We start from the raw sequence: 21,112 nt of genomic DNA, 5'->3' as shown, positions 1-21,112 counted from the left end.
ACTTCTGCAAGCTCAAGCACTTCCGGCGCGTCGCGACCCGCTTCGACAAGCTCGCCAGAAACTTCCTCGCAGCTGTCACCCTCGCATCAACCCGACTCTGGCTCAGGGCTTATGAGTCCAGAACCTAGAGCCGGATCCGATCAGATTGGATCAATCTGATCGGTGAATCCGTCTCTCGCTTCGGTGTAGAGACCGTTTTACCGATCAGCTTGCGGTGCAAGCTGATCGGAACGGGCTCTAGCCAAACAGCAATCCCGATCAAGCGGGCGCGTCTTGCCTCCGCCATGGTGCCGGCGTTTCGTGAGGGAGCCATGGATCCGATCAAGAAAGCCCTCTGGTGCATCGAAAGCCGCTTCGCCTCCGAGCTCTCGCTCGATGAGATCGCCTGGGTGAGCGGCGTCTCGCGCTTCCATCTCAGCCGTGCCTTCGGCGTGGCGACCGGCCGCTCGGTGATGCGCTATGTGCGCGAGCGCCGACTCTCGGAAGCGGCGCGCCAGCTGGCGAGCGGCGCGCCCGACATCCTCCAGGTCGCGCTCGACTGGGGCTATGGCTCTCACGAGGCCTTCACCCGCGCCTTCCGCGAGCAGTTCGGCATCACGCCGGAAGAGCTGCGCGCGCGGCGCGACCTCTCCTCCCTCGCTCTCGTGGAGCCTCTGTCCATGCACGCCGCATCCCGAACGCCCCTCGCCGAACCCCGCTTCGTCACCGGCAAGCCGCTGCTGATCGCCGGCTTCAGCGGCCGTTTCTCGGTCGACAACACGCAGGGCATCCCGCTGCTCTGGCAGAGGATCTCTCCCCATTTCGGCCATATCCCCGGCCAGAAAGGCCATGTCGCCTATGGAGCGAGCTATAATTGCGAAGATGACGGGACCTTCGACTATATCGCCGGCGCCGAGGTCTCGTCCTTCGGCAACCTGCCCGAGGAATTCACGCGCCTGAGCGTGCCTGAGCAGAGCTACGCCGTCTTCGAGCACAGCGGCCATGTCACCGGCATCAAACAAACGTTTGAATCGATCTGGCGCGACTGGCTGCCCGCCTCGGGCCGCGAGCCCGCCATGGGCGTGACGCTCGAGCTGATGGACGAGCGCTTCGACGGCGCGACCGGCAACGGCGTCGTCGAGATCTGGCTGCCGCTGAAGCCCTGAGCTAGGTGCGGTCCTCGACCGCGGCGCGCGGCGCCGTTTCGCCGGGCTGGATCAGCCCGGCGGACATGATCAGCTTGGCGCCGTCCTCGACCGAGATCGAGAGCTCCACCACCTCCCGTCGCGGCAGGTAGAAGAAGAAGCCGGTCGTCGGGTTCGGCGTGCAGGGCAGGAAGACACCGATCTGCTCCTCTCCGTCGGGCAGCTTGCCGGCGATCTCGGGCGCCGCCTCCTGCGCGATGAAGACGATCGACCACATGCCCGGCTGCGGAAACTGCACCATGCCGACCTTGCGGAACGAGGTGCCGGACTGGGCGAAGATCGTCTCGAAGATCTGCTTCACGCCCTTGTAGAGCCCGCGCACCACCGGCATGCGGTGCAGGATCGCCTCGCCCGCGCCGATCAGCGTGCGCCCGACGAGGTTCGCCGCCAGGAAGCCGAGCAGCGTCAGCCCGACCAGGGCGATGACGACGCCGAATCCCGGCAGTGGAAACGGCAGATGGCTGTCGGGCCAGAACCGGGCCGGGACCAGCGGCTTCACCATTCCGTCGACCAGGTTGATGAACCACCAGGTCACCGAAGCGGTGATCGCGAGTGGAGCGGCCAGCACGAGCCCGGTGAGGAAGTAGCGCCGCAGCCTGGTGCCGAAGGTCGGCCGCAACAGATCGGGCTGGACGACGAGACGCGGATCGGGCGTGCGTGCGGCAGTCATCGACGATCCGGGTCTCCATCGCTCTTGCGGCCTGACCATATTGCGCCGCACTATCGAACGATAGTCGAGTGCAGGCGGCTGGCTAGGGCAATTCCAGCAAAACTGCGTAGCGGGTTTGCGTCCGGAATTGCGTAGACCCAAAGAGCTGGAGCATTCCAGCGAACGAGTTCTCCGGAATGCTCCAGCTCCCCATTCGTCGATAGGCCTCGTGTCCGAACCGTCCAGATCTAAACGCCGCTGGCATCGGCCGCTCTATCTTGCGGTCGGCTGGCTCTGCGTTCTGCTCGGCATCATCGGGGTGATCCTGCCGGTGATGCCGGGCACGATCTTCCTGATCGCGGCCGCCTGGTGCTTCTCGCGCTCCTCGCCACGTTTCGAGAGCTGGCTCGTCAACCATCCCCGGCTCGGTCCGGAAGTGCTGCGCTGGCGCCGCACGGGCGCGATCGCCCGCAGGACGAAATACATCGCCTGCGGCTCGATGGCGTTGAGCTTCGTGATCGTGGCGGCGACCGATGCCCCGCCGATCGCGCTCTGGCTGAGCGGCGCCGGCCTGCTCGCGGCCGGCAGCTATGTCGCGAGCCGGCCGGAACCCGACGGCGACGAGGTCACTCGACCGTGACGGATTTCGCCAGATTGCGCGGCTGGTCGACGTCCTTGCCCATGAAGACGGCGGTCTGATAGGCGATCATCTGGATCGGGAGCGCATAGACGATCGGCGCGAAGAGCGGGTCCATCTCCGGCATGATGATCGTCGCCTCCGGCACGATCCCCGCCTCGGCCGCGCCCTTGGCGTCGGTGATCAGGATGATCCGGCCGCCGCGCGCCGCGACCTCCTGCATGTTCGAGGCGGTCTTCTCGAAGAGCCCGTCATGCGGGGCGATGACGATGACCGGCATCGCCTCGTCGATCAGCGCGATCGGGCCGTGCTTCAGCTCGCCCGCCGGATAACCTTCGGCGTGGATGTAGCTGATTTCCTTGAGCTTCAGCGCGCCTTCCAGCGCCAGCGGGTAGGCGGTGCCGCGGCCGAGATAGAGCACGTCCTTGGCCTTGGAGAGTTCACGGGCGAGCGCCTCCGCCTGCGGCTCGAGCTCCAGCACCTTGGCCATCAGCCCGGGCAGCGAAATCAGGTTCTGGACATGCTGCGCTTCCTGCTCGGCGGAGATCACGCCGCGGGCGCGCGCCGCCGTCAGCGCCAGGCAGGCGAGTGCGGTGAGCTGGCAGGTGAACGCCTTGGTCGAGGCGACGCCGATCTCCGGCCCGGCGAGCGTCGGGGCCACGACGTCGCTCTCGCGGGCGATGGTCGAGGTCGGCATGTTGACGACCGAGAGGATCGTCTGCGTCTGCTTGCGGGCATATTGCAGGCAGGCGAGCGTGTCGGCGGTCTCGCCCGATTGCGAGATGAACAGCGACAGCCCGTCGGCCGGCATCGGCGGCTCGCGATAGCGGAATTCGGAGGCGACATCGATCTCGACCGACAGGCGCGCCAGCTTCTCGAACCAGTACTTGGCGGTCAGACCGGCATAATAGGCGGTGCCGCAGGCCGACATCGAGATGCGCGACAGCTTGGTCCAGTCGACGCCTTCCAGCGGCTGCAGGGTCCCGGCGGCCATATCGAGATAATGCGTCAGCGTGTGGCCGACGACCTCGGGCTGCTCGTGGATCTCCTTGGCCATGAAATGGCGGTGATTGCCCTTGTCGACCAGCAGGGCGCCGGCGGCGACCTGGCGGGCGCGCCGCTCGACCTGGGTGTTGCTGCGGTCGTAGAAGGTCGCGCCGCGGCGGTTGAGGACGACCCAGTCGCCGTCCTCCAGATAGGCGATCAGATTGGTGAAGGGCGAGAGCGCGACCGCGTCCGAGCCGAGATACATCTCGCCGTCGCCGACGCCGACCGCGAGCGGCGGGCCGTTGCGGGCGCCGATCAGCAGGTCTTCCTCACCCTGGAACAGGAAAGCCAGCGCGAAGGCGCCGCGCAGGCGCGGCAGGCACCGCGCGATCGCCTCGACTGGCCCCAGCCCGCGATCCATCTCGCGGGTGACCAATTGCGCGACGACCTCGGTGTCGGTCTGCGTCTCGAAACCGTAGCCGTCGGCCTCGAGCTCGGCCTTGAGCTCGCGGAAATTCTCGATGATGCCGTTATGGACCACCGCGAGCTTCTCGGTCGCATGCGGATGGGCGTTGGTCTCGTTCGGCCGGCCATGCGTCGCCCAGCGGGTATGGCCGATGCCGATCAGCCCCTCGAGCGGCTCGTTCGACAGGCGCACCTCGAGATTCCTGAGCTTGCCCTCGGCGCGGCGGCGGCTCAGCCGGCCGCCTTCGAGCGTCGCGACGCCGGCTGAATCATAGCCGCGATATTCGAGCCGCCGCAGCGCCTCGACGACCTGGCCCGCGACGGCCTGCTTGCCGAGAATGCCCACGATCCCGCACATGGATGTGCCTCGTCCGTTGATGTCGATGCGCATCGCCATAATGCGCGACGGCGCAAATGCGAAATCACGTTGAATGTCGAACTGTGACTGAAATGGGCCGTGGCCGCGCCTACTGCGCAGCCTTTCGGGCCCTGGCCGCGGCGCGGAAGGCCGCGGCCCAGCCCTCGCGCTCGATCTGCCGCCCGCGCGCGACGGCGAGCGCGTCGGGCTGGACGTCGCGGGTGATGACGGAGCCCGAGCCGACATAGGCGCCCGCCCCGATCCTGACCGGCGCGACCAGGGCCGAGTTGGAGCCGATGAAGGCGCCCTCGCCGATGATCGTCTTGGCCTTGGAGAAACCGTCGTAATTGCAGGTGATCGTGCCGGCGCCGATATTGGCCCTCGCGCCGATCTCGGCGTCACCGATATAGGTCAGGTGGTTGACCTTGGCGCCCTCGCCGATCGCCGCCGCCTTGATCTCGACGAAATTGCCGACCCTGGCGCCCTTCGCCAGCTCGGCCCCGGGACGCAGCCGCGCATAGGGTCCGATCGAGGCGCCCGGCCCGACGCTCGCTCCCTCGAGATGCGAGAAGGCGTGGATCACGGCATTGTCCGCGATCCGGACGCCGGGACCGAAGACCACGTTGGGCTCGATCACGACGTCGCGGCCGACGACGGTGTCGTGGCTGAAGAACACCGTCTCGGGCGCGACCAGCGTCGCACCCGCCATCATCACCGCCAGCCGCTTGCGGCGCTGGAAATCGGCTTCCGCCGCGGCGAGCTGGGCGCGGTCGTTCACCCCCTGCACCTCGGCCTCGGGCGCGACGCGCGCCACCGCCCGCAATCCCTTGTGCCGCGCCACCGCGACGGCGTCGGTCAGATAGTACTCGTTCTGCGCATTGGCGTGGCCGATCGCCTCCAGGATCGACAGCGCCTGCACGCCGTCGAGCGCCATCAGCCCGGCATTGCAGAGCGTGACGGCGCGGGTCGCCTCGTCGGCGTCCTTGTGCTCGACGATCGCCTGCAGCTCGCCGTCCCGCGTGACGAGGCGGCCATAGCCGGTCGGATCGCGCGCCTCGAAGCCGAGGGCGGCCACGGCAGCCCCGTCCCGCACGGCGTTACGGAGGACCGCGAAGGTCTCGGGGCGCACCAGCGGCGTATCGGCGAAAGCGACCAGGACGTCGCCATGGCCGGCCGTCAAACTCTCGCGCGCCGCGAGCACCGCATGCGCCGTGCCGCGCCGTTCGCTCTGGACGAAGACCGCGGCGTGCGGGGCATGCTTGCGTACCTCCGCCTCGACGTCCGGCCGGTCGGGTCCGACGACGACGGCGATCGCATCGGCGCCGGCGGCCGTCACCGCCGCCAGCGTATGGCCGAGCAGCGAACGGCCGGCCATCTCGTGCAGCACCTTCGGCCGCGCCGACTTCATCCGGGTCCCCTCGCCCGCCGCCAGCACGATGGCGAGGCAGGTCCGGGCGGGCTGCATGTCCGTCATGGTCGTCCTGTCACATCTTCCGCGGGGAAGCGCGGCCGCTCGCGGCCGCCGTCCCGGTTGGCGGCGCGCGCCGCATCGGCGCTGGATAGCCGATAGGGAGCCGATTTGGCAAAGCCCGGCGAGCGCACCGTCATCGGCCCGGCGCCCAACAATCGACATAGCTTGACCCCGCTTTTGGCATGGCGTTCCTGCATGCAAGGCGTCCATTTTTTCGCCTTTGGCCTTGCGCCATGCTTTTCAGCGCGCCGCGAAATGCTCTAGAAGCGCATGGCGGCAGAGCTTTGCCGGCCCAAGTTGGACCTGATGTCGAAATCCTTGAATCGCCGTCGATTTTTGAGCCTCGCTGCGACCGGCGCCATCGCGCCGCGGCTCGCCGTCGCCCCCGCCGCGGCGCAGGCCCCGGCGAGCTGGGCCGGGCTGGTGCAATCGGTCATCGCCGAAGGGCAGCGCTTCGACCCCGCCCTCGTCGTCGAGGCCGCCCGCGTCCTCTCGCGCCGCCCGATGGTTCCGCTGGTCGCGACCGACCTGCCGGAAGGCTATGCCACCCTGCCCTTCGACCAGTATGTCGGGATCAGGGCGCAGCCCTCGGGCATGATCTGGGCCGGCGAGAATCGCGGTTTCACGGTCGAGCCGCTCCACCGCGGCTATGTCTTCTCCTCTCCGGTCAACCTGTTCACGGTCGAGGACGACGTCGTCAGGCGGGTCGCCTTCGATCCCGGCAAGTTCAACTATGGCCGCGTCGCCCCGCCGCCTGCGGGGCTCGACCTGCAGTTCTCCGGCTTCCGCGTCTCCGCCGGGCTGGAGCGGCCCTATGAGCTCGCGCTCTTCCAGGGCGCGACCTTCTTCCGCTCGCTGGCCCGCGGCCAGAATTTCGGGGCGATGGCCCGGGCGCTGATCCTGCGCCCCGGCGAGCAGCGCGGCGAGGAGATCCCGTTCTTCCGCGCCTACTGGATCGAGCGGCCGAGCCCGGCCGCCGGCGTACTCGTCATCCACGCGCTGCTCGATTCGGAGAGCGTCACCGGCGCGGTGCGTATGACGCTGCGTCCCGGCGACATCACTTTGGTCGATGTCGAGATGACGCTGTTCGCCCGCGCCAATCTCGATCATGTCGGCTTCGGCTGCGTGATGGGCACCTATCTCTCCGGCCCGCAGAGCCGGCGCGGCTTCGACGATCTGCGGCCGGCGGTCCACGAGGTCTCGGGCGTCCAGATGTTCACCGGCAACGGCGAGTGGATCTACCGGCCGGTCAGCAATCCCGCCAGCCTGCAGGTCTCTTCCTTCCAGGATTCCAATCCGCGCGGTTTCGGGCTGATCCAGCGCGAGCGCGACCCCAATGCCTTCGTCGACGACGACCAGCGCTTCGAGCTCCGGCCGAGCGTCTGGATGGAGCCGCTCGGCGACTGGGGGCCGGGCTCGGTGCAGCTCATCGAGATCCCGAGCGAGTCCGAGCTCAACGACAACATCATCAGCTATTGGCGTCCGCGCCAGCCGATCGCCGCCGGCAGCGAGACGACCATCGCCTACCGCCAGGCCTGGTGCTGGCAGCCGCCGGAACGGCCGCCTCTCGCCGTCGCCACCCGCATCCGCCAGGGCCGCGGCTCGCAGGCGCGCCGCCGCCGCTTTCTCGTCGACTTCACCGGCGACAAGCTCGGCGATGCCGCGCTCGTGGCCGCGACGCGCGCCACCATCACCGCGACGCCGGGCTCGATCCAGAACCTGCGGCTCTGGCCCTATCCGGAGCGCCGGACCATGCGCGTCGCCTTCGAAGTCGACCCCGGCAGCGAGACGCTCTCCGAGTTGAGGCTCGTGCTCGACGCCGGCGGCCAGCCGGTCTCGGAAACCCTGCTCAATCGGTGGACCTGGTGACCGTGGACGCACTTGCCCGCCAGGCCGAGACCGTGTCGGGAGCGGCTTGCCCGGTGCCGGTCGAGGCGACGCCGCCCGAGAACCGGCTGGAGATGCCGGTCCAGTCCTTCCGCAGCTGGCGGCCCTCGGAGGCGCGCAAGCCGGCCGCGCCGGACGCCTGGCGCACGCCCTGGCTGGTGCGGCTCTTCGTCTTCGGTGGCGCCCTGCTGCTCACCGCCTACGGCGCCTGGGAGATGTATCACGTCGTGTCGGTCAGCCGCACGACCTTCCTGCAGTACGTGCTTCTCGTGCTGTTCACGGTGAACTTTTCCTGGATCGCGCTCGCCTTCACCAGCGCCGTGATCGGCTTCTTCGCCCTGCTCTTCCGTTTGATGCAGAGCCCGCGCGCCGAGACGCTGACCCGGAAGACCGTCGTGGTCATGCCGATCTACAACGAATCGACCGCGCGGACCTTCGCCGCGGTGGCGGCGATCCGCGAGTCGATCGAAGCGACGGGGCTCGGCGCCCATTTCGACTATTTCATCGTCTCCGACACCACCAATCCCGACATCTGGGTGGCGGAGGAGCGCGCCTTCCTCGCCCTGCGCCAGCGGCTCGGGCCCGACGCGCGCATCTATTACCGCCACCGGCCGAAGAACCATCACCGCAAGGCCGGCAACATCGCCGATTTCGTCATGCGCTGGGGCGGGCATTACGCCCATATGGTCGTGCTCGACGCCGACAGCCTGATGACCGGCACCTGCATCGTGCGCCTCGCCGCGGCGATGGAGGCGGATCCCGACGCCGGCATCATCCAGTCGCTGCCGCTGATCATCAACCGCAACACCTTCTTCGCCCGCCTGCAGCAGTTCGCGGCACGGGTCTACGGCCCGGTGATCGCGACGGGCCTCGCGATCTGGTCCGGCCGCGACGGCAATTACTGGGGCCACAACGCGATCATCCGCACCAGCGCCTTCGCCGAGCATTGCGGCCTGCCCGACCTCAAGGGCAAGCCGCCCTTCGGCGGCCATGTGCTCAGCCATGATTTCGTCGAGGCGGCGCTGATGCGGCGCGCCGGCTGGTCGGTCTACATGCTGCCGGACCTGACCGGCTCCTATGAGGAGAGCCCGCCCTCGCTGATCGACATCGCCGCCCGCGACCGGCGCTGGTGCCAGGGCAATCTGCAGCATTCGCGCATCATCGGGGCCAAGGGCCTCACCCTCGCGACCCGACAGCACTTCGCCACCGGCATGATGGCCTATCTCGCCTCGCCCTTCTGGCTGATGCAGCTCGTGGTCGGCATCCTGATCGTCCTGCAGGTCAACTACGCCCGGCCGGAATATTTCACCGAGGAGTTCCGGCTCTTTCCGATCTGGCCGCGCTTCGACCCGGAGCGCGCGCTCAACCTGTTCGGGCTCACCATGGCGATCCTGCTGGCTCCGAAGCTGTTCGGCCTGCTGCTGACGCTGTTCGACCGCAAGCTCCGCCGCGCCTGCGGCGGCGGCATCCGCCTCGTCCTCTCGGCCCTGCTCGAAATCCTGTTCTCGGCCTTCTTCGCGCCGATCATGATGGTGATCCAGTCCGGCTCGGTCTTCCAGATCCTGGTCGGCCGCGACACCGGCTGGAACCCGCAGCGCCGCGACGACGGCTCGATTCCGTTCAGGGACATCGTCCGTCGGCATCGCACCCACACGCTGCTCGGCCTCGTCGCCGGGCTCTCGGCCTTCATGATCGCGACCTCGCTGTTCGCCTGGATGTCGCCGACCATCGTCGGCCTCGTGCTGGCGATCCCGCTGTCATGGGCCTCGGGACACCTGGCGCTCGGCCTCTGGCTCAAGCGCCGTGGGCTGCTCATGACCCCGGAGGAAGGCGATCCGCCGGCGATCGCCCTGCGCGCCAACGCGCTGCAGGCGGAGTTCGCCCAGGCCGGCTACGACGATGCCGACGGGCTCGCCGCGCTCCACGCCGATCCGATGCTGCGCGCGACCCATGAGGCGATGCTGCCGCAGGTCCAGCCGCGCCGGCGTGGCGAGATCGAGCCCGACCGCGCTGTCGCCCAGGCCAAGCTGATCGACGCCGAGACCGTGGCCGACGCGGTGATCTGGCTGAAGCCGAAGGAGCGCATGGTCGTGCTGCATGACCGCGCCCTGCTCGGCCTGTTGGCGAACCTGCCCGAAGGTCCGGCCCATGCCGGCGCCGAACCCCGCGCCGTCTGAGCGGCCGCCTTCGCGCGTCAGCCCAGCTCGAAGACGATGGCGCATCCGAGCGCCGCGCCGGGCGGCACGACGATGTGCGCCCCCTCCTGGCGATGGTCGATGCCGTGCGCGTCGAGGCGCGACCGCACGGCGTCCAGATCCGGCACGGTGACGGCGAAGCCGGCGAAGCGAGCCTTCTCCACCGCGATGCCGGCGCCGAGCATCGCTGCCGCCCCCTCGGGCGTCAGCACCTCGAGCCGCCCGCGCGGCAGCGGCAGACGCAGCCCCGCCTCCGGCGTCGCGAAGCTCTCCGCGCCCGAGAAGGCGCCGAGGAATTTCACCTGCGCGGCCGGGTCGACGGCGACCATGAACACCGCGGCCAACCCGCTCGCACCGTTCTCGTGGCGCTGGAAGGCCGCATTCCAGAAGTTCTGCGGCTCGAGCTGCTGGCACAGGAAGAAGCCGCATTCGCGCGCCGCGTCGTTCTGCGCGAAGGCGAGCGTGAAAGCGACACGGACCTCGCTGCCATCGGGCCGGCGGGCTTGCCGCTCGAAGAAGAACGGCTCGAAATCGCCGATGCCCTCGGCGCGGAAGCGGCTGGCATCGCCGGGGGCGTCGCGGCTCTCCAGCACCAGCATCGACATGCCCTCGCCGCGCGCCAATGCGTCGCGCACGAAGGCGCCGAAGGAGAAATGCCGCGGCGCATGAGGCGGGATCAGCCCTGCGTCGCCGACCGTGACCAGTTCGAGGAAGGCGCCGGGAAACTGGACGATCCGGTTTTCCGTGCCCCAGGGATGGCGGTTGCGGGCCCCGACGCGGAAGCCCAGCCGCTCGTAGAGCAGGCCGGCCGCGTCGAGGTCTGCGACGCCGATCACGAGATGGTCGAGGCCGCGCGCTTCGGAAGGCTTGGTCATGGCGAGCCGCTGAGGTTGGCGCTACGGCTCGATCAGATGCGGCACGAAGCGCGAGGTGTTCTTGGTGATCGGCGTCGTATCCTCCCGGATGCCGAGCCCGCAAGCCTGCGAGGCGACGAGCCAGGAGCCGAGCACCGGATAATTGCCGTCGAAATTCGGCAGCATCGCGGTCGCCTGCAGGATGAAGCCTTCGGCGCCGTAGGGCCCGTCGTCGCTGTCGCGCACGGCCCCGCCTTCGATCAGCGTCACATTGGCGCCCTCGCGCGAATAGATCGGCTTGCGGACATGCGATCCGCCCAGTTCGGCACAGCGCGGATCGCCTTCGAAATAGGCCGGCAGCAGATTGGGATGGCCCGGCGCCATTTCCCAGAGATAGGGCAAGAGCCCCTTGCTGGAGACGAGCGCCTTCCAGGGCGGCTCGACGAACTGGCAGCGCGAGCCGGCGAGTGCCGAGGCGTACTGCTCGCGGAACAGCCACTCCCAAGGATAGAGCTTGAACAGCATCTCGATCGGCAAGCTGGCGCCGTCGCAGAAGCGCCCGTCGGCGAGCAGGCCGATCTCCTCGATCAGGGTGAAGCGGGCGTCGATGCCGGCCTGGCTCGCGCAGTCGATCAGATAATCGACCGTGCCCCTGTCCTCCGGCGCCTCGTCGACGCAGGTGAAGTGCATGCGCTCCGGCTTCGGCTCGCGCAGCTGGCCGAAGGCGGTGATCAGCCGCTCGTGGATCGAGTTGAACTGGTCGCAGCCGCGCGAGACCAGCCCGCGCGCCATCGCCTGCTCGAGCCAGTCCCATTGCACGACGGCGGCCTCGAACAGCGCGGTCGGCGTATCGGCGTTGTATTCGAGCAGCTTGGCCGGACCCGCGCCGTCATAGGCGAGGTCGAGCCGGCCATAGAGATTGCGATCGCCGCGCTGCCAGCTGTCGCTGATCAGGCTCCATTGCGCCTCCGGGATGGCGAGCCGGCGCAGGATCGCCTCGTCCTTCAGTGCGCGCTCGACGAAGGCGAAGCAGAGCCCCTCGATCTCGCCGGTCGGCGCCTCGATATCCTCCTCGATCTGCTTCAGCGAGAAGGAATAGGCGACGCTCTCGTCCCAATAGGTCGCGCCGTCGAGCGTGTGGAAGCCGAAGCCGAGGCGCTCGACCTCTGCCTGCCAGTCTGGCCGCGGCGATGGACGGAGGCGGCGCATCTCGGCCGTCTCAGGACGAGGACGAGGAAAAGAACGACCGCGACGTCGAGCCGAAGCCGCCGCGGGAGGCGACGCTCGGCGTGCTCGCCATGCCGGTGGACGAGATGTTGCGCGCCACCAGCGGCTGCCCCGAAGTCGTCGTGTAGGCACGCGCGCGGCTGCTACTGCCGCCATAGTAGCCGCCCGAGGAGGAGGACGAGGAACTCCTCGCCGGCTGCTCGCATTCGGGCCGGCCGGAGCCCGGTTGGCGCGTCCCGGGCGGGCAGGCCGCCCCGGTCGGCGGCAGCAATGGCTGCGCGGCCCCGCCGCCGGACATGAACTGCCTCGCCAGCATGATGCCGGCGAGCGCCGGGATCACGACCTGGGCCCCGTTCCAGACCGCGCTCTGGCAGCCGCCCGAGCCGAATTCCTGCTCGCAGGCCGCGACGCTGCTGAACTTCTTGGCGTCGCGCAGATGGTTGGCCGAGGCCTCGCTGAAGCGCTGCTCGCACTGGCTCGCGCTGAGCTGGTTGGCGGCCCGGCATTCGGAGAGATTGCTGTAGATCAGCGAATCCTCGGTTTCTCCGCCGGAGAGCGACCAGTAGGTCGCCACCAGCACCACGCCCGCGGCGGCCAGGCCGATCTGGGTCGAGCGCTTCATCGACGCCTCCTCATTCGGTCATGCTGGCGGCGGCGAGCGTGCCGCTGAGCACTGCGATCACCGCCAGCATCGCGGCCGAGGGAATCCTGTCCTCCTCGATCTTCCGCGAGAGCTCGGGAATGGCGAGCCGCGCGAAGCCATAGGCGCCGAATTGGATGATCATGGCGATCAGCGCCCAGATCACCAGATCGGGAATGCTGGCCGCCTGCTCGATCGCCTTCTCGAGCGGCACGGAAAAGCCGACCAGATTGCCGCCGAAGGCGATCGCGGCGGAAAGATTGCCGCCACGGATCAACGCGATCTCGTCATGGGCGGTGAGGCGCAGATAGACCGCCGCGAAGCCGGCGATCAGCGCGAATCCGACGCAGAAATAAAGGAGAAATGCCGGCAACCCGGTCATCGAGATCGTCATGCCGCCCGCCCCTGCCTGTAACGACGCCTGCGGACGTCACTATACGTCAGCTGCGCCGATGCGCCAGACTGTCGCAGTGCGGGTGGAAACGGCATCGCGCGCCTCACCTTCCGACAAGGAATGCGAAGCGCGCCTTGCGGCACTCAGGACGGCAATCGCCGCAGAAGGCGGTCAGACCAGGCGGCTCTGCACCACGGCCGCCTCGATGAAGCTCGCGAACAGCGGGTGCGGCTCGAACGGGCGCGATTTCAGCTCGGGATGGTATTGCACGCCGATGAACCAGGGGTGGTCGGGATACTCCACCGTCTCCGGCAGCAGCCCGTCGGGCGAGACGCCGCTGAAGCGCAGGCCCTTGGCCTCCAGCGCCTCGCGATACCCCATATTGACCTCGTAGCGATGGCGATGCCGCTCCGAGATCTCCGTCGCACCGTAGATCTTGGCGATCTTGGTGTCGGCCGAGAGCTTCGACTGATAGGCGCCGAGCCGCATCGTGCCGCCGAGATCGCCGCCGGCGGCGCGCTGCTCCAGCTCGTTGCCGCGCATCCATTCCGTCATCAGCCCGACGACGGGCTGTCGGGTCGGGCCGAACTCCGTCGAGTTCGCGTCCTCGATGCCGGCGAGCGAACGCGCCGCCTCGATCACTGCCATCTGCATGCCGAAGCAGATGCCGAAATAGGGCACCTTGCGCTGCCGTGCGAAGCTCGCCGCCTTGATCTTGCCCTCGGCACCGCGATGGCCGAAGCCGCCCGGCACCAGGATGCCGTGGACATGCTCCAGGAACGGCGCCGGGTCCTCCTTCTCGAACACCTCGGACTCGATCCAGTCGAGGTTCACCTTGACCCGGTTGGCGATGCCGCCATGGGTCAGCGCCTCGATCAGCGATTTGTAGGCGTCCTTCATTCCGGTGTACTTGCCGACCACCGCGATGGTGACCTCGCCCTCCGGGTTCTTGATCCGCTCGGAAATCCGGCGCCAGTTGCCGATGTCGGGGGCGGTCTTGTCGTCCATGCCGAACGCCGCCAGCACCTCGGTGTCCAGGCCCTCGGCATGGTAGGAGAGCGGCACGTCGTAGATCGAGGCGACGTCGCGCGCCTCGATCACCGCCGTCTCGCGGACATTGCAGAACAGCGCGAGCTTGCGCCGCTCCTCCGGCGGGATCTCGCGGTCGGTGCGGCAGAGCAGGATGTCGGGCTGGATGCCGATCGAGCGCAGCTCGGCGACCGAGTGCTGCGTCGGCTTGGTCTTCAGCTCGCCGGCGGTCGGGATATAGGGCAGCAGCGTCAGGTGCACGAAGATGCACTGGCCGCGCGGCAGTTGCTGGCTGATCTGGCGGATCGATTCGAGGAAGGGCAGGCTCTCGATGTCGCCGACCGTGCCGCCGATCTCGACCAGCACGAAGTCGTAGCCGTCATTGCCGGAGAGGACGAATTCCTTGATCGCGTTGGTGACGTGCGGGATCACCTGGATGGTGGCGCCGAGATAGTCGCCCCGGCGCTCGCGGGTCAGGATGTCCATGTAGATGCGGCCGGTGGTGATGTTGTCGCCCTTGTTGCAGGGCCGGCCGGTGAAGCGCTCGTAATGGCCGAGGTCGAGATCGGTCTCGGCGCCGTCATCGGTGACGAAGACCTCGCCATGCTGATACGGGCTCATCGTGCCCGGATCGACATTGAGGTAGGGGTCGAGCTTGCGCAGGCGGACCGTGTGGCCGCGCGCCTGCAGGAGAGCTGCGAGAGCCGCCGCCGCCAGGCCCTTGCCGAGCGAGGACACCACGCCGCCGGTGATGAAGACATACCGCGTCATGGGAGTTCACCTTTAACGCCTAGAGTTCGATTCGCCAGAGCATCTTCCGCAAAAGTGGGAACCACTCTTGCGATTGGAACATGCTCCGGAAGTTCAAATCGGCGCGAATTCCGATCGTTCGACCGATCTCGATCGAACCGAAAGCGCGCCAAGCGGGTCGGTGCAGGCCGGTCCTGCGCCTCGTGCTTGTCCACAAAAGAGAAGGGCCGGTTTCCCGGCCCCTGCTCGAGCGTGTTCCGCGAAAGTGGGTACCGGTTTCGCGACCGGAACATGCTCCACTTATCGCCTCGTCCCGGTCACCGTGTCGGCGTTCCCGGCTGCGGCGGTTGTGAGCCGCCCTGGTTCTGCATCTGCCTGAGCTGATCGAGCACCCCGCCGGCATTCGGCGCGGACGGCCCGCTCGGAGCCGCCGGAGCGGTGGTCCCGGCCGGCGCCGGAGCACCGTCGATGATCGAGCGCTGGGCCCGGCCGTGGGTCGCCATCACCGCGAGCGCCATCGAGGTGATGAAGAACAGGCCGGCGAGGATCGCGGTGGCGCGGGTCAGGGCGTTGGCCTGGCCGCGGCCGGTCATGAAGCCGCTGATGCCGCCGCTGCCGGAGCCCATGCCGAGGCCGCCGCCTTCGGAGCGCTGCAGCAGCACGACGCCGACCAGCGCGATCACGATCAGCAGGTGAATGACGATGAGGACGTTCTGCATGGCTCACGAAATGGGTATGGCGCAGGCGCCTGCCAAGATGGCGGCATCCCGCGGGACGCGCTGCCCATAGCATGGGCTTTCCGCCCATGCCACCGGCGATTTCGATCTCCGTCGCGATCAGGCGCAGGCGCGCGCGATCGCAAGGAAATCCGCGGCCTTGAGGCTGGCGCCCCCGACGAGCGCCCCGTCGACATTGGCGACGTTCATCAATTCGGCGGCATTGCTCGGCTTGACCGAGCCGCCATAGAGCAGCCTGAGCCCCGCCGCGCCCGCCTTGCCGAGGATGCGGCCGAGCTCGGCGCGGATCGCCGCATGCATCTCCGCGACGTCGGCCGCCGTCGGCGTCAGGCCGGTGCCGATCGCCCAGACCGGCTCGTAGGCGATCACCAGCGACGCTGCCGCCCCCTCCGGGACCGAGCCGCGCAATTGCTTCTTCACCACGGCGAGCGCCCTGCCCGCCTCGCGCTCCTCCCGGGTCTCGCCGACGCAGACGATCGGGGTCAGCCCCGCCGCCAGCGCCGCCTCGGCCTTGGCCTTCACCGCCGCATTGCTCTCGCCGTGCAGGGTGCGGCGCTCGGAATGCCCGACGATCACATAGCTCGCACCGGCATCGGCCAACATCGCCGCGGAGACCTCGCCTGTATAGGCGCCGCTCGCCTGGGTGCTGCAATCCTGCCCGCCGGTCGCGATGCGCGCGCCGATCAGCGAGGCGCTCAGCGTGTACAGCAGGGTCGCGGGCGGGCAGATCGCGAGGTCGACGGCACGGCGCAGGCCGGCATCATTGTCTCTGGCGATCTCGGCTGCGATGGCGAGGTCGGCCTTGAGCCCGTTCATCTTCCAATTGCCCGCCACCAGCGGCTTGATCGTTCGCGTCACGGCTGCTCTCCAGATCTTGTCTCCTGCGCTCTAGCAACGCCGTCCCTCGATCGCAATCGAGGCCCACCGCGGCGATTGCCGCCGGGCGTCGCTCTTCCTATAAGCGGCGCGCGGCGGTTCGGCCGCGAGAGGACGGGAAGACCAGACCATGATGATGCAGGGCATCCGCAAGGCGGGACAGAGCCTGATCGGCCGGCTCATCATCGCCGTGATGTTCGGCTTCCTGATCATCTCCTTCGCGATCTGGGGCATCGGCGACATCTTCCGCGGCTATGGCCGCAACGCCGTCGCCGTCGTCGGCAAGACCGAGATCGGCCTCGAGCAGGTGCGCGCAGCCTATCAGAACGAGGTGCAGCAGCAGACGCGCCGGCAGCGCCGGCCGATCAGCCCCGAGCTGGCGCGGGCGCTCGGCCTCGATCAGCAGGTGCTGTCCCGTCTCGTCACCGAGGCGACGCTGGACCAGACCGCCGCCAAGATGGGTCTCGCCGTCTCAGACGAGACGGTGCGCAACCTCCTGTTCAACGATCCGAACCTGAAGAACGCAGCCGGCCAGTTCGATCCGGCCCGCTTCAACGAATTGCTGCGCGCCATCGGGATGAATGAACAGCAGTTCGTGCGCGAACAGCGCGCCGCGACGATGCGCCAGGAGCTCGCCGAGATGGTGGTGGGCGCGGTCACGGCCCCGGCCGCGCTGCAGGAGCTCGGCCATCGCCTGCGCCATGAGCAGCGCGAGATCGCCTATATCACCCTGCCCGACAGCGCCGCCGGCGAGATCGCCGCTCCGAGCGAGGAGGCACTGCGCAAATATTTCGACGAGCGCAAGGCCGCCTTCCGCGCCCCCGAATACCGCACGGCCGGCGTGCTCGTCCTGACGCCGGCCAATCTCGCCGATCCCGGCAAGGTCAGCGATGCGGACGCCCGCGCCCGCTACGAGCAGGTCAAGGCCCAGCGTTTCGGCTCGCCCGAGCGCCGCACCGTCCAGCAGATCGCCTTCCCCTCCATGGAAGAGGCCAGGGCCGCCAAGGCGAGGATCGACGCCGGCGAGAGCTTCGAGGCGGTCGGCGCCAGCCGCAACGTCGCCGAGGCGGATCTGACGCTCGGCACCTTCACCCGCGAGGGCCTGTTCGACCCGGCCGTGCGCGACGCCGCCTTCGCGCTTGCGCAGGGCGCGGTCAGCGATCCCGTGCAGGGCGGCTTCGGCGTGGTGCTGCTGCGTGTCCCGACGATCGAGCCGGCCCGGCTCAAGGCCTTCGAGGAAGTCGCCGACGAGGTTCGCCGCGATGTCGCCGTCTCGCGCGCCGCCGAGCAGATGAGCGATCTGCACGACAAGATCGAGGACCAGCGCGCCTCGGCCAAGCCTCTGCCGGAGATCGCCAAGGAATTCGGCCTGGCGCTGCGGACGTTCGGGCCGGCCGATTCCAGCCTCGGCAAGGCCGACGGCACGCAGGAGACCTCCCTGCCGGGCGGCGACACGACCCTGCAGGCGGTCTTCCGCTCCGACATCGGCGTCGACAACGAGGCGGTGCGCCTGCCGAACAATGGCGGCTATGTCTGGTTCGACGTGACCAGGATCGATCCGCCGCGCGAGCGCGGCTTCGACGAGGTCAAGGCCGAGGTCGAGAAGCAATGGCGCGCCGACGAGGTCGCCTCCCGCCTCTCGGCCAGGGCCCGCGAGATCGTGCAGAAGCTCGACGCCGGCGAGAAGCTCGACGCGATCGCCTTCGCCCAGGGCCTGGCGTTCGAGGATGCGACGCTCGGCCGCCAGGACCAGAGCGAGGCGCTGCCGCGCAACGTCGTCTCGCTGGTCTTCGGCACGCCCGCGGGCAAGGCCGGCTCGGCCGCGGTCGAGAACCTCGGGCGGGTCGTCTTCCAGGTCAGGACGGCGACGGTCAGCCCCTATGTGCGCACCGCCGAGGAGGCCGAGAATTTCGTGCGCGTGTTCTCGTCGAGCATCAGCGAGGACCTTCTCGCCCAGTATCTCGCCAAGCTGCAGAGCGACCTCGGCGTCACCGTCAACCAGGCCGCGTTGCGCAATGCCACCGGCGGCAACCAGAACTGAAGCCGGGCGCATGGATCCGGCCGCCGACTTCGCCCGTTTCGCCGCCACCTACGCGGCGGGCGAGCCGCAATTGCTGACGCTCTCGCTGGTCGGCGATTGCGAGACGCCGGTGGCGGCCTTCCTCAAGCTGCGCCAGACCCATCGCGGCCCCGCCTTCCTGCTCGAATCCGTCGAGGGCGGCGCCGTGCGCGGCCGCTATTCGATGATCGGGCTCGACCCGGACCTGATCTGGCGCTGCCATCGCGGGCAGGCCTCGCTGTGCCAGCCGGCGCGGGGGGCGGACTTCGTCGCCGATCCCCGCCCGGCCTTCGACTCGCTGCGCGCCCTGCTCGCCGAGAGCGCGATCCCCGATCGCGACGGCCTGCCGCCGATGGCCGCCGGCGTCTTCGGCTATCTCGGCTACGACATGGTGCGGCTGATGGAGCGCCTGCCGGAGCCGAAGGCGACCGGACCTGGCGTGCCCGACGCGATCCTGACGCGGCCGACGCTGATGGTGGTGTTCGATTCCATCCGCGACGAGATCACCGTGGTGACGCCTGTGCGCCCGCAGGCCGGCCTTTCGGCCCGTGTGGCTCATGAGCAGGCCAGGGAGCGGCTCGACGCGGTCGTGGCCGCGCTCGAAGGCCCCCTGCCCGCCGAAGCCGGCATCGACGTCGCCGCCATCCCGCATCCGGAGCCGGTCTCCAACACCAGCGAGGCCGAGTTCCACGCCATGGTCGCGCAGGCGCAGGACTATGTCCGCGCCGGCGACATCTTCCAGGTCGTGCTCTCGCAGCGTTTCGAGGCCCCGTTCGCGCTGCCGCCCTTCGCGCTCTACCGGGCGCTGCGGCGCGTCAATCCGGCGCCCTTCCTCTGCTATCTCGATTTCGAGCGCTTTCAGATCGTCTGCTCCAGTCCCGAGATTCTGGTGCGGCTGCGCGAGGGCAAGGTCACGATCCGGCCCATCGCCGGCACGCGGCCGCGCGGCGCGACGCCCGCCGCCGACGCCGCCCTCGCCGAGGAGCTGCTGGCCGACCCGAAGGAGCGGGCCGAGCACCTGATGCTGCTCGATCTCGGCCGCAACGATGTCGGCCGGGTCGCGGAGATCGGCAGCGTCGGCGTCACCGATTCCTTCTTCATCGAGCGCTACAGCCAGGTGATGCACATCGTCTCGAACGTCGAGGGACGCATCTCCGGCGAGCACGACGCGCTTTCGGCACTCGCCGCCGGCTTCCCGGCGGGCACCGTCTCCGGCGCGCCCAAGGTGCGCGCCATGGAGATCATCGACGAGCTGGAGAAGGACGGGCGCGGCGCCTATGGCGGCTGCATCGGCTATTTCGGCGCCAATGGCGAGATGGACACCTGCATCGTCCTGCGTACCGCGGTCGTCCAGGACGGCCGCATGCAGGTACAGGCCGGCGCCGGCATCGTCTACGATTCGAACCCCGCCTCCGAGCAGCTCGAATGCATCAACAAGGCCAAGGCGCTGTTCAAAGCGGCCGAGGAAGCCGTACGCTTCGCCGCCCGCAGCCGGCGGGGGCAGTGATCCCGCGCGCCTCGCATGCGCAGGCTCCGTGGGCGCATGCCGCCTGCTCCCTTGCGCGCCGCATCCGCCCGCGCATAGTGGCGGCAGCCGAGATCGCCGCGCCCTGAGCTCGCCCGGGACGGCCAAGGCATCAGTCACGATCGCCCCTGACGCCCGCGGATGTCGACGCTGGCCCCGGGCAGGGCCCGGTAACCGATGGAGAGGGAAACATGCGTTTGCGCGCAACCACGATCGGCAGCGGTCTCGCTCTGGCGCTCCTGGCCGGAACGGCCGCATTCGCGCAGCAGGCCCAGAAGGTGACGGTCGCCGTCACCGCGATCGTCGAGCACCCGGCGCTCGATGCCGCCCGCGACGGCGTCAGGAAGGCGCTGGAGGAGGCCGGCTACAAGGACGGCGCCAACCTCACCTTCCGCTATGAATCGGCGCAGGGCTCGCCGGCGACGGCGGCGCAGATCGCCCAGAAATTCGCCGGCGAGAACCCGAACGTGATCGTCGCGATCGCCACGCCGTCCGCCCAGGCGGTGGTGACGGCGACGCAGACGATTCCCGTGGTGTTCACCGCCGTCACCGACCCTGTCGCCGCCCAGATCGTCAAGGACCGCCAGGCGCCCGGCGGCAACGTCACCGGCATCTCGGATTTCTCGCCGCTGGAAGCCCAGTTCGACCTGATCAAGGAGCTGGTCCCCTCCGCCAGGAAGATCGGCGTCGTCTACAATCCCGGCGAGGCCAACAGCGTCGCGCTGCTCAACGCGGTCAAGGCGCTGGCGCCGGCCCGCAACCTGCAGATCGTCGAGGCTTCGGCCGGCCGCACCGCCGATGTCTCCGCCGCCGCGCAGAACCTGGTCGGCAAGGTCGACGCCATCTACCTGCCGACCGACAACACCATCATCTCGGCGCTCGGCACCGTGCTCGCCGTCGGCGCCGACAACAAGCTGCCGGTCTTCACCGGCGACACCGAGTCGGTGCAGAAGGGCTCGGTCGCCTCGATCGGCTTCGACTATTTCCAGGTCGGCGTCGAGACCGGCGCGGTCGTCGTGCGCGTCCTCAAGGGCGAGAAGCCCGGCACGATCCCGGTCAGGAACGCCAGCGGCAGCAATCTCGTCGTCAACGCCAAGGCCGCCGCCGCCATGGGCGTGACGATCCCGGCCGCCGTGCAGGCCCGCGCCAAGCAGGTGATCAACTGACCTGACAGCGCGGCGGTGTCCC

At 68.8% G+C, this 21,112-nt stretch carries 18 protein-coding genes and 1 pseudogene; 8 read left to right on the top strand and 11 right to left on the bottom strand.

Annotated features, from left to right (window positions below; all coding sequences use genetic code 11):
• Both CS1GBM4_RS06450 and CS1GBM4_RS06445 read left to right on the top strand, forming a co-directional pair.
• A pseudogene (locus CS1GBM4_RS06450) lies at positions 1-128 on the top strand (IS5/IS1182 family transposase); the annotation flags it as partial.
• A 183-nt stretch (positions 129-311) separates the two neighbouring features.
• Complete coding sequence (locus CS1GBM4_RS06445; RefSeq protein WP_186417868.1) at positions 312-1,145, top strand: AraC family transcriptional regulator; 834 nt, start codon at positions 312-314, stop codon at positions 1,143-1,145.
• 1 nt (position 1,146) lies between these two features.
• Here CS1GBM4_RS06445 and CS1GBM4_RS06440 read toward each other — a convergent pair whose 3' ends face one another.
• A complete protein-coding gene (locus CS1GBM4_RS06440) occupies positions 1,147-1,854 on the bottom strand; it encodes a DUF502 domain-containing protein (protein WP_186417867.1) in 708 nt (235 codons plus the stop codon).
• Between the two features lie 208 nt (positions 1,855-2,062).
• Here CS1GBM4_RS06440 and CS1GBM4_RS06435 point away from each other — a divergent pair, with 208 nt between their 5' ends.
• A complete protein-coding gene (locus CS1GBM4_RS06435) occupies positions 2,063-2,473 on the top strand; it encodes a YbaN family protein (RefSeq protein ID WP_186417866.1) in 411 nt (136 codons plus the stop codon).
• Here CS1GBM4_RS06435 and glmS read toward each other — a convergent pair.
• The 3 genes from glmS to CS1GBM4_RS06420 all read right to left on the bottom strand — a co-directional run bounded on the left by glmS (position 2,460) and on the right by CS1GBM4_RS06420 (position 5,948).
• A complete protein-coding gene (gene glmS / locus CS1GBM4_RS06430) occupies positions 2,460-4,280 on the bottom strand; it encodes a glutamine--fructose-6-phosphate transaminase (isomerizing) (protein ID WP_186417865.1) in 1,821 nt (606 codons plus the stop codon). The genes CS1GBM4_RS06435 and glmS overlap by 14 nt on opposite strands.
• Positions 4,281-4,389: 109 nt before the next feature.
• Positions 4,390-5,754 carry a bifunctional UDP-N-acetylglucosamine diphosphorylase/glucosamine-1-phosphate N-acetyltransferase GlmU gene (glmU, locus tag CS1GBM4_RS06425; RefSeq protein ID WP_186417864.1) on the bottom strand — a complete coding sequence of 455 codons (1,365 nt, stop codon included), beginning with the start codon at positions 5,752-5,754 and terminating at the stop codon, positions 4,390-4,392.
• Positions 5,751-5,948: a hypothetical protein gene (locus CS1GBM4_RS06420; protein WP_186417863.1), complete on the bottom strand. Its 198-nt coding sequence runs from the start codon at positions 5,946-5,948 to the stop codon at positions 5,751-5,753. Before CS1GBM4_RS06420 ends, glmU begins: the two co-directional genes overlap by 4 nt.
• Positions 5,949-6,057: 109 nt before the next feature.
• Here CS1GBM4_RS06420 and CS1GBM4_RS06415 point away from each other — a divergent pair, with 109 nt between their 5' ends.
• Positions 6,058-7,620 carry a glucan biosynthesis protein D gene (locus CS1GBM4_RS06415; RefSeq protein ID WP_244607085.1) on the top strand — a complete coding sequence of 521 codons (1,563 nt, stop codon included), beginning with the start codon at positions 6,058-6,060 and terminating at the stop codon, positions 7,618-7,620.
• Between the two features lie 32 nt (positions 7,621-7,652).
• On the top strand, positions 7,653-9,815 hold the full coding sequence (mdoH, locus tag CS1GBM4_RS06410) for a glucans biosynthesis glucosyltransferase MdoH (RefSeq protein ID WP_280177684.1): 2,163 nt from the start codon (positions 7,653-7,655) through the stop codon (positions 9,813-9,815).
• Positions 9,816-9,832: 17 nt separating this feature from the next.
• Here the strand turns inward: mdoH and CS1GBM4_RS06405 are convergent, their stop codons facing one another.
• From CS1GBM4_RS06405 to tpiA, 7 genes are all read right to left on the bottom strand, one after another.
• Positions 9,833-10,708 carry a VOC family protein gene (locus CS1GBM4_RS06405; RefSeq protein WP_186417862.1) on the bottom strand — a complete coding sequence of 292 codons (876 nt, stop codon included), beginning with the start codon at positions 10,706-10,708 and terminating at the stop codon, positions 9,833-9,835.
• Between the two features lie 21 nt (positions 10,709-10,729).
• The gene (locus CS1GBM4_RS06400; RefSeq protein ID WP_186417861.1) at positions 10,730-11,896 is read right to left on the bottom strand and encodes a glutathionylspermidine synthase family protein; all 1,167 of its coding nucleotides are present in this window, start codon (positions 11,894-11,896) and stop codon (positions 10,730-10,732) included.
• Positions 11,897-11,906: 10 nt separating this feature from the next.
• On the bottom strand, positions 11,907-12,536 hold the full coding sequence (locus CS1GBM4_RS06395) for a DUF1190 domain-containing protein (protein WP_186417860.1): 630 nt from the start codon (positions 12,534-12,536) through the stop codon (positions 11,907-11,909).
• 10 nt (positions 12,537-12,546) lie between these two features.
• Positions 12,547-12,948: a DUF350 domain-containing protein gene (locus CS1GBM4_RS06390; RefSeq protein ID WP_186417859.1), complete on the bottom strand. Its 402-nt coding sequence runs from the start codon at positions 12,946-12,948 to the stop codon at positions 12,547-12,549.
• 171 nt (positions 12,949-13,119) lie between these two features.
• The gene (locus CS1GBM4_RS06385; protein ID WP_186417858.1) at positions 13,120-14,748 is read right to left on the bottom strand and encodes a CTP synthase; all 1,629 of its coding nucleotides are present in this window, start codon (positions 14,746-14,748) and stop codon (positions 13,120-13,122) included.
• A gap of 296 nt (positions 14,749-15,044) precedes the next feature.
• Positions 15,045-15,446 carry a preprotein translocase subunit SecG gene (secG, locus tag CS1GBM4_RS06380; RefSeq protein WP_186417857.1) on the bottom strand — a complete coding sequence of 134 codons (402 nt, stop codon included), beginning with the start codon at positions 15,444-15,446 and terminating at the stop codon, positions 15,045-15,047.
• A 117-nt stretch (positions 15,447-15,563) separates the two neighbouring features.
• Positions 15,564-16,322 carry a triose-phosphate isomerase gene (gene tpiA / locus CS1GBM4_RS06375; RefSeq protein WP_186417856.1) on the bottom strand — a complete coding sequence of 253 codons (759 nt, stop codon included), beginning with the start codon at positions 16,320-16,322 and terminating at the stop codon, positions 15,564-15,566.
• A gap of 148 nt (positions 16,323-16,470) precedes the next feature.
• Between tpiA and CS1GBM4_RS06370 the strand changes: the two genes are divergently transcribed.
• The 3 genes from CS1GBM4_RS06370 to CS1GBM4_RS06360 all read left to right on the top strand — a co-directional run bounded on the left by CS1GBM4_RS06370 (position 16,471) and on the right by CS1GBM4_RS06360 (position 21,090).
• The gene (locus tag CS1GBM4_RS06370) at positions 16,471-18,381 is read left to right on the top strand and encodes a peptidylprolyl isomerase (RefSeq protein ID WP_244607084.1); all 1,911 of its coding nucleotides are present in this window, start codon (positions 16,471-16,473) and stop codon (positions 18,379-18,381) included.
• Between the two features lie 10 nt (positions 18,382-18,391).
• The gene (trpE, locus tag CS1GBM4_RS06365; RefSeq protein ID WP_186417855.1) at positions 18,392-19,906 is read left to right on the top strand and encodes an anthranilate synthase component I; all 1,515 of its coding nucleotides are present in this window, start codon (positions 18,392-18,394) and stop codon (positions 19,904-19,906) included.
• 209 nt (positions 19,907-20,115) lie between these two features.
• Positions 20,116-21,090, top strand: a complete 975-nt coding sequence (locus CS1GBM4_RS06360; RefSeq protein ID WP_186417854.1) for an ABC transporter substrate-binding protein — start codon at positions 20,116-20,118, stop codon at positions 21,088-21,090.
• The last annotated feature ends 22 nt before the right edge of the window (positions 21,091-21,112 follow it).

The organism is Allobosea sp. CS1GBMeth4 (assembly GCF_900185715.1).
Classification (GTDB): domain Bacteria; phylum Pseudomonadota; class Alphaproteobacteria; order Rhizobiales; family Beijerinckiaceae; genus Allobosea.
This window is presented reverse-complemented; position numbering and strand designations above follow the sequence as displayed.